General features: G+C 68.5%; 12 protein-coding genes. 3 read left to right on the top strand and 9 right to left on the bottom strand.

The genetic code is table 11. The features are described from left to right. Positions 1–481 precede the first annotated feature (481 nt). Positions 482–661 (bottom strand): hypothetical protein, encoded by a 180-nt coding sequence (locus ABIC25_RS16880; RefSeq protein WP_033204236.1) that lies wholly within the window; start codon positions 659–661, stop codon positions 482–484. Positions 662–773: 112 nt separating this feature from the next. Between ABIC25_RS16880 and ABIC25_RS16875 the strand changes: the two genes are divergently transcribed. Together ABIC25_RS16875 and ABIC25_RS16870 are read left to right on the top strand one after the other, a co-directional pair. Beyond that, positions 774–1,295, top strand: a complete 522-nt coding sequence (locus tag ABIC25_RS16875) for a peptidylprolyl isomerase (protein WP_004023318.1) — start codon at positions 774–776, stop codon at positions 1,293–1,295. Between the two features lie 209 nt (positions 1,296–1,504). After that, the gene (locus ABIC25_RS16870) at positions 1,505–2,218 is read left to right on the top strand and encodes a rhomboid family intramembrane serine protease (RefSeq protein ID WP_354562349.1); all 714 of its coding nucleotides are present in this window, start codon (positions 1,505–1,507) and stop codon (positions 2,216–2,218) included. A gap of 120 nt (positions 2,219–2,338) precedes the next feature. Here the strand turns inward: ABIC25_RS16870 and ABIC25_RS16865 are convergent, their stop codons facing one another. Together ABIC25_RS16865 and crgA are read right to left on the bottom strand one after the other, a co-directional pair. Beyond that, positions 2,339–2,842, bottom strand: a complete 504-nt coding sequence (locus ABIC25_RS16865) for a PH domain-containing protein (protein ID WP_239403991.1) — start codon at positions 2,840–2,842, stop codon at positions 2,339–2,341. Between the two features lie 115 nt (positions 2,843–2,957). Beyond that, positions 2,958–3,248, bottom strand: a complete 291-nt coding sequence (gene crgA, locus ABIC25_RS16860; protein ID WP_004023313.1) for a cell division protein CrgA — start codon at positions 3,246–3,248, stop codon at positions 2,958–2,960. A 148-nt stretch (positions 3,249–3,396) separates the two neighbouring features. Here crgA and ABIC25_RS16855 point away from each other — a divergent pair, with 148 nt between their 5' ends. Beyond that, positions 3,397–4,056: an aminodeoxychorismate/anthranilate synthase component II gene (locus ABIC25_RS16855; RefSeq protein ID WP_354562348.1), complete on the top strand. Its 660-nt coding sequence runs from the start codon at positions 3,397–3,399 to the stop codon at positions 4,054–4,056. Positions 4,057–4,224: 168 nt separating this feature from the next. Here the strand turns inward: ABIC25_RS16855 and pknB are convergent, their stop codons facing one another. The 6 genes from pknB to ABIC25_RS16825 form a co-directional block, all read right to left on the bottom strand. Further along, complete coding sequence (gene pknB, locus ABIC25_RS16850; RefSeq protein ID WP_354562347.1) at positions 4,225–6,177, bottom strand: Stk1 family PASTA domain-containing Ser/Thr kinase; 1,953 nt, start codon at positions 6,175–6,177, stop codon at positions 4,225–4,227. A gap of 128 nt (positions 6,178–6,305) precedes the next feature. Beyond that, complete coding sequence (locus ABIC25_RS16845) at positions 6,306–7,676, bottom strand: protein kinase domain-containing protein (RefSeq protein WP_004023310.1); 1,371 nt, start codon at positions 7,674–7,676, stop codon at positions 6,306–6,308. Then, positions 7,673–9,172, bottom strand: coding sequence for a peptidoglycan D,D-transpeptidase FtsI family protein (locus tag ABIC25_RS16840; protein ID WP_004023309.1), 1,500 nt, complete (start codon positions 9,170–9,172; stop codon positions 7,673–7,675). Before ABIC25_RS16840 ends, ABIC25_RS16845 begins: the two co-directional genes overlap by 4 nt. After that, complete coding sequence (locus tag ABIC25_RS16835; RefSeq protein WP_004023307.1) at positions 9,169–10,602, bottom strand: FtsW/RodA/SpoVE family cell cycle protein; 1,434 nt, start codon at positions 10,600–10,602, stop codon at positions 9,169–9,171. Before ABIC25_RS16835 ends, ABIC25_RS16840 begins: the two co-directional genes overlap by 4 nt. Then, on the bottom strand, positions 10,599–12,116 hold the full coding sequence (locus tag ABIC25_RS16830; RefSeq protein WP_033204240.1) for a PP2C family protein-serine/threonine phosphatase: 1,518 nt from the start codon (positions 12,114–12,116) through the stop codon (positions 10,599–10,601). The genes ABIC25_RS16835 and ABIC25_RS16830 overlap by 4 nt, the downstream gene beginning before the upstream one ends. Continuing rightward, positions 12,113–12,577 carry an FHA domain-containing protein FhaB/FipA gene (locus ABIC25_RS16825; RefSeq protein WP_004023305.1) on the bottom strand — a complete coding sequence of 155 codons (465 nt, stop codon included), beginning with the start codon at positions 12,575–12,577 and terminating at the stop codon, positions 12,113–12,115. The genes ABIC25_RS16830 and ABIC25_RS16825 overlap by 4 nt, the downstream gene beginning before the upstream one ends. Positions 12,578–12,767: the final 190 nt, after the last annotated feature.

Here is a 12,767-nt window from a genome sequence, read left to right as displayed (position 1 = left end):
GCCACCCGGCCTCGGTCCCGCGGGGTTGGCTCCCGCACCGGGCGCGTTGGGTGTCGGCCCGGGACCGGTCGGCCCCGGTCGTTGCGGTCCCGGCGCGGGTGGGCGCGGTCCGGCGGGACCTGCCGTCGGCCCCGGGGTGTCGCCGCGCGGCGGTGCCGGTCGTTGGCCCGGAGGTGGGCCGGGGCGGGTTTGCGGGCGACCGCCCGGAGGCGGGGTGAATCCGCCGCCCGGCGCCGGACGGCCGGCGCCGGGAGTGTCCGTCCCGTGCGGGGGCGCGCTGACGGGCCGTGCCGGAGCCCGTTCCCACGGCGCGGGATTGCTCGTCGGCGCGGAGCTCTCGGGCGTCGACCACGACTCGCGGGTCCGGTCGTCAGCGCCGCCGGACCCCGGCGGCGGGTTCGGGGAGCGCTCGTCGTCTGAGGTCACGAGTCCAAATTACCCGTGCATGACATGCGGCCGGTGCCGAGGCGGCCGCGGCGGGTCACGACGCCTGCGTCTCGGTGCTCTCGGCGAGCGCCTCGCGCACCTCCTCGATCCGCGGGACGGTCGGGGACACCGGGGCCACCACGCGTCGTGCGCGACGCAGCGAGCCGACGGCGACGACGGCGGTGACGGATGCGACGACCACACCCAGCGCGGCGAAGAGGTAGTTCTTGGACATGGGCTCAAGACTGCCAGCCGGTGCCCACAGCTGCCACCCCGGCCCGGCGCATTTGCGCACCTCGCGGCCGTCTCCCGACCATCGGACCGGGTGTAAGTGGTTGGATGGAGGTGTGACTACACAGAAAACCTCCGCAGTCATCCACACCAATCGCGGCGACATCAAGGTCGACCTGTTCCCGAACCACGCGCCGAAGACCGTCGAGAACTTCGTCGGCCTGGCCGACGGCAGCAAGGAATACAGCAAGCCCAACGCGTCCGGCGGCAACTCCGGCCCGTTCTTCGACGGCTCTGTGTTCCACCGCGTCATCTCCGGGTTCATGATCCAGGGCGGCGACCCGACCGGAACCGGCATGGGTGGCCCCGGCTACCAGTTCGGTGACGAGTTCCACCCGGAACTGCAGTTCGACCGTCCGTACCTGCTCGCGATGGCCAACGCCGGGCCGGGCACCAACGGTTCGCAGTTCTTCATCACCGTCGGCCCGACCCCGCACCTCAACCGTCGCCACACCATCTTCGGTGAGATCACCGATCCGGCGTCGCAGCAGGTCGTCGACGCGATCGCCACCACCTCGACCGACCGCAGCGACCGGCCGCTCGACGAGGTCGTCATCGAGAAGATCGAGGTCAACTGACCTCTCCGGAGCACGCCGCCCCGCAGCGGGCGGTGTGCTACCGGCATCCCGACCGTCCCACCGGCTTGTCATGCAGCCGGTGCGGGCGTCCGGCATGTCCCGAGTGTCTGCGCCCGGCGGCGGTCGGCCAGCACTGTCTGGACTGTCTCCGCAACGACGGAGTGCAGCGGTCGCCGTCACTCGGCGGCCCCAGGGGTGGCGTCCGCAGGATGGCGCCGACGCGCACCGCGCCCACGCAGCCCTACGCGACCTATGCGCTCATCGCGGTGAACCTGCTGATCTTCGCGCTGTGCGTTCTCCAGGCCGGGGTCGGTGACCCGGGCGGTGCGTCGATCTTCAGTGCCGGCGACCTCCTCAAGAGCGACGTCGCGGCCGGTGAGTACTGGCGTCTGCTGACCGCGGGCTTTCTGCACTTCAGCGTCATGCACGTGGCCGTCAACATGCTCTCGCTCTACATCCTGGGCCGCGACCTCGAACTCGCGCTCGGGATCGGCCGCTACCTGGCCGTGTACGTGATCGCCCTGCTCGGCGGCAGCGCCGCGGTCATGCTCTTCGAGAACGACCGCGCCCTGACCGCCGGTGCGTCCGGGGCCATCTACGGCCTCATGGGCGCGATGCTCGTGATCATCCTCAAAGCCCGTGTGTCCCCGGTCCCGGTGCTGCTCATCATCGGGTTCAACGTTGTGCTGTCGTTCTCGCTCCCCGGGATCTCGGTTCTGGGGCATCTCGGCGGGCTCGTCTTCGGCGCGGCCGCCACCGCGGCCATCGTCTATCTACCCGACGCGGTGCTCCCCGCGGGTCGTCGAGATCCGCAGACCACGAGCCGGGTGGGCTGGATCGCGCTCGCCGCCCTGTTCGTGCTCGCTCTCGGCCTCGGCATCGGCGCAGGTGTCGCCTACGACGGGCTGATCTACATCCGCTGAGCCGGCCTGAAAACCGCCCCTCACCGGCCCTTCGCTGGCGCATTACTTGCAGCCGCCTTCCCGAGGGTGGGTTTCAGAGCGTCTGCCCACACGGTGACCCGACCCTGGGTCCTGGGACCTCTACCCCTCGTCGACGACGAATCCCGCCTCACGCAGCGCGTCGACCACGGTCGGCAGGTCGGTGCCGAGGTCCCAGCGGCTGAGCACGACCAGGCGGGTGTCGTCGCGCGGACCCAAGCCGTCACGGTGCGACGGCGATGCGGCTGCCTCGTCGTCGAGCACGTCGATCTCGAGTTGTCCGACGCGGCGTCCGACCCGGCGGATGGACAGCACGCGAATCCGCTCGACGCGTTCGCGGGGATACGCCCGCGGCCCGCGCAGCGTTCGGATGATCAGGACGGGCGACGGGCCGGACGAGACGGCCAGCCGGGGACGCACCAGCAGCGTGTAGGCACCGAGTGCGAGAAGAAGGATCCCGGCGACGCCCATCAGGACCGACCCGGCGGGATCCCCGGCGACGACCACGGCCGCCCCGACCAGCACGACACCGCCGAGGCACCCGGCGAGGCCGGCGCCGACGGGGGTCGCCCAGGCATGTGTGTAGGAGTTGTCAGAGTTATCCACAGGAGTTACTCACAGTGGGGATGACTTACACACATGTGATTTCCACAGTGTGGATAACTTACACGCGTGTGTTTCGGCAGCTCAGCGGCTTCGACACGCGAACGATCGACGACGCCTACCGCCAACGCATCGTCATCAACAGGCCCGCCACCATCAGCGAGAAGCCGATCAGGAAGTTCCACGAGTTGAGCTCGGCCATCCAGTGCAGGACCTGGCCCTCGCCGCCGTACGCGGTGGGGGTTGCGGCCAGGTAGTAGACGACGAGCCAGGCGAGACCCAGCACCATCAGGCCGAGCATGACGCTTACGTAGATGGTGCTCGAAGGGCCGGCCTTGACCTTGACCGGCGTCCGGCTGGCCGGGTTGATCGTGTAATCGGTCTTCTTCCGGACTTTTGACTTCGGCATGACTTCCTCTGTTGTGCGGCACCGCCGGAGCGGTCGTACGCGAGCGGGGCGACAACACACGTCCCCGCCATTGGCAAACACTCGAGATCTACGGTATCTCACCAGGTCGCCGACGCCGAGCACCCGCTTCGGCGGTAGCCTTTCTCGCGTGAGTCGCATTCTGGTGGTCGACAACTACGACAGCTTCGTCTACAACCTGGTCCAGTACCTCGGCCAGCTCGGCGTCGAGGCCGTCGTGTGGCGCAATGACGACCCGCAACTCTCCCCGGCCGACCCCAACCGTCTGCGCGAGGCGGTCGCCGGATTCGACGGCGTGCTCCTGAGCCCCGGCCCCGGTACCCCGCAGCGCGCCGGCGCGACGATGCCGATGGTCCGCGTCGCCGCCGAGGAAGAACTGCCGCTGCTGGGAGTGTGCCTGGGCCACCAGGCGATCGGGGCGGCGTTCGGCGGCACCGTCGACCGCGCACCCGAACTCCTGCACGGCAAGACCTCACTCGTCTTCCACGACGATGCGGGCGTTCTCGAAGGGCTTCCGGATCCGTTCACCGCCACCCGCTACCACTCGCTGACGGTGCTGCCCGAGACGATCCCCGACGAACTCGTCGTCACCGGCCGCACCGAGTCGGGCATCGTGATGGCGATGGCGCACCGCGAACTGCCCATCCACGGCGTCCAGTTCCACCCGGAGAGCGTCCTGACCCAGGGCGGTCACCGGATGCTCGCCAACTGGCTCAAGACGTGTGGGATCGAGATCGACGAGACCCGGGTGTCCGCCCTCGAAGCGGAGATGGCGACCGCGATCGGCTGACCCGGGCAGTGGGGTCGACGAGGTGGTTTCGACTCGGCTCCTCGCTACGCTCGGTGCCGGCTCAACCAGCAGAACATTCGGCTCCTCGACCTCGACGCGCTCCTTCGTCGCTAGCTCGGCCCGGCGGCTGTGCTCGGTGCCGGCTCAACCAGCAGAGAATGCGGCTCCTCAGTTGGGGAGCAGACTCGCCTGGCCGACGATGATCGTGATCGAACCGCTCTTGCGGGTCTGCGACCCGGGATTGGGTTCCTGTCCGACGACGCGACCGTCGTCGGGACTGCCGAGCGGGACGTTGCGGGTCTGGCGCGTCAGGGTGGACCGCTCCCACCCGGCCCGCTCGAGCTCGGTCTGTGCCTCGGCGGGCGTCTTGCCACGCAGGTTCGGGACGGTGAAGAGATTCCCGCGCGACACGCTGATCTGCACGGTGCTGCCCTGTTCGGCGGTCGAGCCCGGACCCGGTGACGTGGAGATGACCTCTCCGGCCGGACGGTCGGAGTCGGCGGCTACGACCACGACCATCATGCCGAGCTCTTCCAGCACCGACCGTGCCCGATCCTCGGACATTCCGACCACGTCGCGAACGGTGACCTCGCGCGGTCCGTTGCCCACGTTGACGACGACCGCGCCGTTGACCGGCACCTCGGTGCCGACTGCCGGGGCGGTCGAGACGACCTTGTCCTTCATCTCGGCCGACGAGTCCACCCGGTCGGTGCGCACATTGGTGAACCCCAGGACCTTGAGCGAGTCTAGGGCCTCCGTGGGTGTCTTACCGACCAGATCCGACGGCAACCGCACGCGCTGGGGACCCGTCGAGATGTAGAGCGCGATCTCGGAGCCCTCGGCCGTCATCACGCCCTCGCCCGGGGTCGTCCGGGTGGCGAGACCCGCGCCGACGTCGAGGCTGGGTTCTTCGAGAACGCGGACCTCGAAGCCGGCTCGTTCGAGCGAGGCCTGCGCGTCGTCGGAACTGAGGCCCGAGACCGCCGGGACCGATTCCTGCGGTGCCGACCCCGAACTCCACGGCGACCACAGGAACAGGGTGCCGACGAGCAGGGCCACGACGGCCAGGGCGCCGGCCATGAGCAGCCGAGACCGGCGTCGAGGTGTCTTCCCGTCCTCGTCCTCGTCGTCGCGGCGGTGAGTACCGCCGTTGCCGTTCGCGGTGCGGGCGGGGATCGCGCGGCGCGGACCTGTCGTCTCCGCGCGGGTCGGGCGCCGCGGCCCGGTGTCGATGAACTCGGTGCGCTCCTCGTCTGACAGCAGCATCGGCGCCGATGGCTTGCCGCCGGCGAGAACCCGGATCAGGTCGGCGCGCAGGTCGGCGGCCGACTGATAGCGGTTGTCCTTGTTCTTGCTCATCGCCTTGAGGACGACGGAGTCGAGTTCGCGCGGGATCTCGGGGCGGACGTGCGACGGCCACGGCGGATCCTCGTGCACGTGCTGATGTGCGACGGCCACCGGCGAATCACCCGTGAACGGCGGCTCACCGGTGAGGAGCTCGAAGAGCACGCACCCCATCGAGTAGATGTCGCTGCGCGGGTCGACCTTGATGCCGCGGGCCTGCTCCGGAGACAGGTACTGCGCTGTTCCCATCACCGCAGACGTCTGGGTCATCGTCGACGTCGCGTCGCTCATCGCCCGAGCGATGCCGAAGTCCATGACCTTCACGGCTCCGGACTTGTCGATCATCACGTTCGCCGGCTTCATGTCGCGGTGGACGATGCCGTTCCGGTGCGAGAAGTCCATGGCGGCCGCGACGTCGGCCATCCAGGTCATCGCCTGTCGCGGAGAGATCGGACCGTTGGCGCGCAACACATCTCGCAGGGTGTCGCCGTCGACGTACTCCATCACGATGAACGGCAGCGGACCGTCGTCGGTCTCGGCCTCGCCTGTGTCGAAGACCTGCACGATCGTGGGGTGGTTCAGCTTCGCCGCGTTCTGCGCCTCGCGACGGAAGCGGAGATAGAACGACGGATCACGGGCGAGGTCGGCACGCAGCACCTTGACCGCGACGTCGCGATGCAGCAACAGGTCGCGCGCGTAGTGCACCTCGGACATGCCACCGAAACCCAGCGTTTCGCCGAGTTCGTAGCGGTCGGAGAGGTGGTGTGGTGTCGACATCGGCCTCGGTGGTTCGCCCCTCAGGATCTCAGATCAGAACATATCGGTCGGAAACTTCTCGGTCGGAGACATTCGGCACACAGGCACTGCGGGTGCCCCGGCACGGTTGTCTCCAGTACAGCTGTCCATCAGCACAACGGTGAGAACGGCACGCCGGGGAAGCACGGGGTTCCGGTGGCGGCACCGGGATCCGGCGGCGAGTCGGGGGGTCCCGACGGCGCGAGTGTGGTCGTCTCCTCGCTCGTCTCGCTGGTGGTCGTGGTCTCTTCGCTCGTCGTCGTGCGAGTCGTGCGCCGGGTGGTGGTCGGCTCGTCGGTCTCTTCGGTCGGTGCATCGGTCGTCGTGGTCTCGGTGACCGTCGGCGACGACGGGGGTGGCGTCGCCGCCCCACCGTTTCCACTGTTCACCAGATAGAACCCGATGAGTCCGATGGCGCCGACCAGCAGGGCGGCCGCGATGCCGGCGAGGACCTTCTGCCCGGTCGTCCAGCTGTTGTCCGGCGGTGGTGGCGCGACCGCGGTGCGGGACGTCGGCCGGGGTGTCATCGGTCGCGACGCGGCCCCGGTCGGTGGCGTGGCGCCACGTGCGACCGCGGCACCGAGCGCCGCGGCACCCGCTGCTCCCGCAGCGGCACCGGCGATCGCCCCCGGACGAGGCGGACGGCGCCCGGCGCGTACGGCGGCCACCGCGTCGGCGAACTCGCCGCCGTTGGCGTAACGCTGCCGCGGATCCTTGGCCATCGTGATCTCGATGAGTTCGCGGACACCCGACGGCAGGTTCGACGGCAGTGGGGGCGGCGACTCCCGGATGTGTTTCATCGCGACGGTGATCGCGCCGTCGCCGAGGAACGGCCGCCGGCCGGTGAGCGCCTCGTAACCGACGACTCCGAGCGAGTAGACATCCGACGCCGCGGTCGCCTCGTCACCGGTGGCCTGCTCCGGGGAGATGTACTGCGCCGTCCCCATGACCATCCCGGTCTTGGTGACCGGGGCGGAGTCGACGGCCTTGGCGATACCGAAGTCGGTGATCTTCACCTGGCCGACCGGCGTGATCAGGATGTTGCCGGGTTTGACGTCGCGGTGCACGAGACCCTGGTTGTGCGCGGCCTGCAGGGCGCGACCGGTCTGCTCGAGCATGTCGAGCGTGTTGGTCAGCGACAGCCGGCCCAGCCGGGAGATCACCGAGTTCAGCGGTTCGCCGTCGACGAGTTCCATCACCAGGTACGCCAACGGATCGCCGCCGTTGTAGTCCGGGGTCTCGCCGTAGTCGAAGACGTTCGCGATCCCCGGGTTGTTCAGCTTGGCGGTGGTCTGTGCCTCCGCGCGGAATCGGGCGATGAACTCCGGGTCGCTGGTGTACTCGGCCTTGAGGACTTTCACCGCGACACGTCGATTGAGACGCGTGTCGAGCGCCTCCCACACCTGTCCCATACCGCCCGTGGCGATCAGGCGGATGAGCCGATACCGATCGCCGATGGTGGTGCCGTTCTGCAGGGTCATCGACTGCCACCTCCCACCAGTGAGTTGATCACTTCTCGTCCGATCGGCGCCGCGACGGTTCCGCCGACCGAGTCCGCACCGAATTGTCCATTCTCCACGACGACGGCGACCGCGATCTGCGCGTTCGACGACGGCCCGAAGGCGATGTACCAGGAGAACGGGGTGTCCGTACTCGACCCGCTTTCCGCCGTACCGGTCTTCGACGCGATCGACACCGGACCGCCCGCGCCGGCCGTCGACCGTTCCGACTCGATCATCATCGACGTCAGCTCGGCGGCCTGCTCGGGCGTGATCGGCTTGTTGGCCGTGGTCGGCGGGGTGGTCTGCAGCGTCCGCAGATCCGCGGCCTGCAATTTGTCCACCAGGTACGGCTGCATGCGCACACCTCCGTTCGCCACGGTCGCGGCGATCATCGCGTTCTGGAGCGGGGTGAGCCGGACGTCACGCTGCCCGATCGAGGCCTGCGCGAGGACGTCGAGGGACGGGATCTGTCCGACAGTCGAGTCGGCGACGGGCATCGGGATGTCGGGGCCCGGCTGATCGAGGCCGAAGAGGCTCGCGGTCTCGGTGAACTTCGGGATCGCGTCGGACATCTTCTCGGTCACCAGTTCGGCGAAGGCGGTGTTGCACGAGTACTTGAACGCCGTCTCCAGTGACACGGTTCCGCCCGACGACCCGGGACAGGTCTCGCCGCCGTAGTTCGGCAGCGAGACATCGGTGCCGGGCAGCGGGAAGGTCGGCGCGGCGGTGAGACGGATGCCGGGAGTGATGTTGTCGCGCAGGGCGGCGGCCGACGTCACGACCTTGAAGGTCGATCCCGGTGGGTACAGCTGGCTGATCGCGCGGTTCAGCATCGGCTGCGCGGTGTCACCGGGGCGGTTCCACGCCTCCCAGCTGCCCTCGCGAACCTCCTGGTCGTGGCTGGCGAGCTTGTTGGGGTCGTAGCTCGGGGTCGAGACCATCGCGAGGATCTTCCCGGTGTTCGGCTGCAGGGCCACGACGGCGCCCCGGCACGGTCCGTCGCACGGGCCGTTGAGCATCGCCTGGTAGGCGGCCTGCTGGACCTTCGGGTTGATGGTCGTGACGACGTTGCCGCCGCGTGGGTCGCGGCCGGAGAACATGTCCATGAACCGCTGGCCGAACAACCGGTCGTCGGATCCGTTCAGGATGCTGTTCTCGTAGTGCTCGATCTGACTGGCGAGGTACTGGAACGAGTAGTAACCGGTGACCGGGGCGAAGGCCTCGGCGCCCTCCCGCGGGTACTGACGGAGGAACTTCAGGCGGCTGTCGATCGGCACCGACAGCGCGATGACCGTGCCGTCGGCGGTGGTGATCAGACCGCGCTGGCGGGAGTACTCGTCGAGCAGCACGCGGTTGTTGCGGGTGTCGGTCTTCAGCGCGTCGGCCTTGAAGACCTGCACATAGGTGGCGTTCGCGAGGAGCGCGATGATCATCACGATCACCGCCATCGACACATTGCGGATCGGCTTGTTCACCGGCGCTTCACCACCTGCGTGGGCAGTGCCTCGACGGGCTTGGCCGCGGGCCGCTTCTTGCCGGGATCGGGTTCGCGCGCGGCGTTCGAGATCCGGATGAGCAGCGCGACCAGGATGTAGTTGGCCAGCAGCGACGACCCGCCGTAGGACAGGAAGGGGGTCGTGAGACCGGTCAGCGGGATCAGCTTGGTGACGCCGCCGACGACGACGAAGATCTGCATCGCGATGGTGAACGCGAGTCCGGTCGCCAGGAGTTTGCCGAAGCTGTCGCGGACGGCGATGCCGGTCCGCAGTCCGCGGTGGATGAAGATCATGTAAAGCAGCAGGATCGCGGTGAGGCCGGCCAGGCCGAGCTCCTCACCGATGGTCGAGATGATGAAGTCGGTGTTGGCGAACGGCACGATGTTGGGCCGCCCCGAACCGAGGCCGGTGCCGAACAGTCCGCCCGTGGCCAGGCCGAACAGGCTCTGCCCGATCTGGTAGCCCGAGCCGTCGAAGTCCGCGAAGGGATCCAGCCACACCGAGACACGCGTCTGCAGGTGCGAGAAGATCGACCACGCGAACACCGCGCCGATCGCGAACAACCCGATGCCCAGCACCAGCCATTCGACACGTGAGGTGGCCACGTAGAGCATCGTCAGGATCGTCGCGAAGATCAGCAGCGACGTACCCAGGTCTTTCTGGACCACCATCACGGCGATGGCGATCGCCCAGGCGGCCAGGAGCGGACCCAGGTCGCGGGCGCGCGGCAGGTCGACGCCGAGCACGTGCGGACCGGCCGTGATGAACAGGTCGCGCTTCGACACCAGCACCGCCGCGGCGAAGATGATGATCAGGATCTTGGAGAACTCGCTGGGCTGGATCGAGAAGAACGGTGTGATGATCCAGTTCTTCGAACCGTTGATCTCCGAGAACGCACTGGGCAGGATCGCCGGGATGATCAGGAAGACCAGTCCGCCGAGGCCGAGCGTGTAGGCATAGCGCGATAGCGTGCGGTGATCGCGGATCAGGATGAGGACCGCGGAGAACGCCACGATGCCGAGCACCGCCCACAGCAACTGCTGGTCGGCGTTGCGGGTCGCCTCGGTGGCGTTCACCGACTCCCCGGTGTTGCCCGTACCGAGGTCGAGCCGGTGGATCAGCACCAGCCCCAGGCCGTTCAGGACGGCGACGACGGGCAGCATGATCGGATCGGCGTGGGGTGCATAGCGTCGGACCACGAGGTGGGCGACACCGAACAGCCCGGTGTAGGCGGCCACGTACTTGAGGATGTCCCAGGTGAGGTTCTGACCCTGGGCGGCCTGGACGATGAGCAACGCCACCGTCACCAGACCGATGGCGAACACCAGGAGCAGCAGTTCGGCGTTGCGACCGGTGCTCGTGGCGGGTTGGCGTGGCGGGGCGTGCGGTGCGGGCGCGGCTTGAGTCATCTCACCTGCTGCCGGCAACTCGTGCCGGCGTCCTGATCAGGTGCGGGCGTGGCGGAAGGTCCGGCGTTGCCGGTGGGCGGAGCCACCGACTCGGTTGCACCCTGCTGCGGGATTCCCGGTGCGGGCGCCGCGGTGGCGCGTGGTGCGGGCGCGGACGGGTCGGTGCTCGGTGTGGACTCCGACGGTGCCGGTGGCGGGGGAGTCGGTGCGGGCGTTGCCGACGAGGGCGCGTTGTCGCAGCGGAAGGTCAGCTCGTCGGTGACGACGCCCTGGATCTGCTGCTCGCTCTTGTTCCGGATCATCACGTTCTTGACCGACTGCGCCGGCCCCGACACCAGGTCGTCGACGTTGAGGGGGAACTCGCAGGTGCCGTCGTCGTAGGAGATGAACGTGTACGTCGGTTCGGTCTGATCGAGGTCCTCGACGCAGACGCGCTGCACCGGGTTGCTCATCGAGAGGAAGAACACCTTTTCCGGTGATCCCTGGTAGACGAGCACGTCGCCGCTGTCGTCGGCGGCCACGTAGTAGTTGCTGCGTACGACGGACCGGACGACGAAGACGCCGACGACCAGCGCCGCCACCACGGTCAGCACGACACCGGCGACGATCCAGCGTCGGTACTTGCTCTTGTGCTTGGCGGCGGGCTCGTCCTCGGTCAGCACCGTCGGGCGCTGCGGTTCGGCGGGGGGCGGGCGAAGTGCTGCCGCCCGTCCCGCGGCGGTCGCCGGGTCGGGCGTGTAGATCTCCTCGTTGCCGCCGGCAGCGCCACCGACGATCGGGCGCGAGTCGCCGTACTCGGTGTCGACGACGTCGGCGAGGACGACGGTGACGTTGTCCGGGCCGCCGCCGCGCAGCGCGAGTTCGATGAGACGGTCGGCGCACTCCTTGGGGTCGGCGATGGACCCCAGGGTCTCGGCGAGGGTCTCCTCGGTCACGACGTCGGACAGGCCGTCGCTGCACAGCATGTACCGATCGCCGGCGCGGGCCTCGCGCATCGTCAGGGTCGGCTCGACCTCGGTGCCGGTGAGCGCGCGCATGATCAGTGAGCGTTGCGGATGGGTGTGTGCCTGTTCGGCGGTGATGCGACCTTCGTCGACGAGGGTCTGGACGAAGGTGTCGTCGCGGGTGATCTGGGTCAGCGCACCATCGCGGAACATGTATCCGCGCGAGTCGCCGATGTGACACAGGCCGATTCGGCTGCCGGCGAAGAGGATCGCGGTGAGCGTGGTGCCCATGCCGTCGAGTTCGGGTGATTCGTGCACCTGTGCCGCGATCGCCTCGTTGCCGGCACGGGTGGCGCCGTCGAGCTGGGTGAGGAGGTCGCCGCCGGGCTCGTCGTCGTCGAGGGTGCTGAGCGCGCGGATCACCAGTTGGCTGGCTACTTCGCCGGCCGCGTGGCCGCCCATTCCGTCGGCGAGGGCCAGCAGGCGAGGACCCGCGTAGAACGAGTCCTCGTTGTTGGACCGCACGAGACCACGGTCGCTGCGCGCGATGTAGCGCAACACAAGTGTCACGGGCGCAACTCGATCACGGTCTTGCCGATGCGGATCGGCGTGTTCAGCGGGACCTTGACCGCGGTCGTCACCTTGGAACGATCGAGGTACGTGCCGTTGGTGGAGCCGAGGTCTTCGACATACCAGTCGTCGCCGCGTCTGGAGAGCCGCGCATGTCGCTCGGAGGCGTAGTCGTCGGTCAGCACCAGGGTCGAGTCGTCGGCGCGTCCGAGCAGGACCGGCTGCTGACCGAGGCTGATCCGGGTGTTCGCCAGCGCGCCGTGGGTGACGACGAGATAGCGGGCCGCGCCGCGGACGCCGCCGCTGCGACGTCGCTTCTCCGAGCCGCCGGAGTACCGGGGGATGCGGAGTCCGCCGGCCGACGCGATGTCGGCGCGCAGCGTGCGGATCACGGCGAAGACGAACAACCAGAGCAACAACAGAAAACCGATGCGGGTCAGTTGCAGCACCAAGCCCTGCATGTCGTGTTCACCTCCAGCGCGTTCCGTCTCGGTCGGGTCGTACCCACGGCAGCGATCATGGGACCGCCGAGCGAAACGAGCGGACCCGACTGCATCTTATGGGCAGATTCGCCGAACCCGGTCATTCGGATATGACAGTTCAGTATCAACCGGCCGGAGCGGTCTCGGGCCAGTATCGACCGCCGCCCAC

This window comes from Gordonia sp. PvP123, from assembly GCF_040547295.1.
Classification (GTDB): domain Bacteria; phylum Actinomycetota; class Actinomycetes; order Mycobacteriales; family Mycobacteriaceae; genus Gordonia; species Gordonia terrae.
This window is presented reverse-complemented; position numbering and strand designations above follow the sequence as displayed.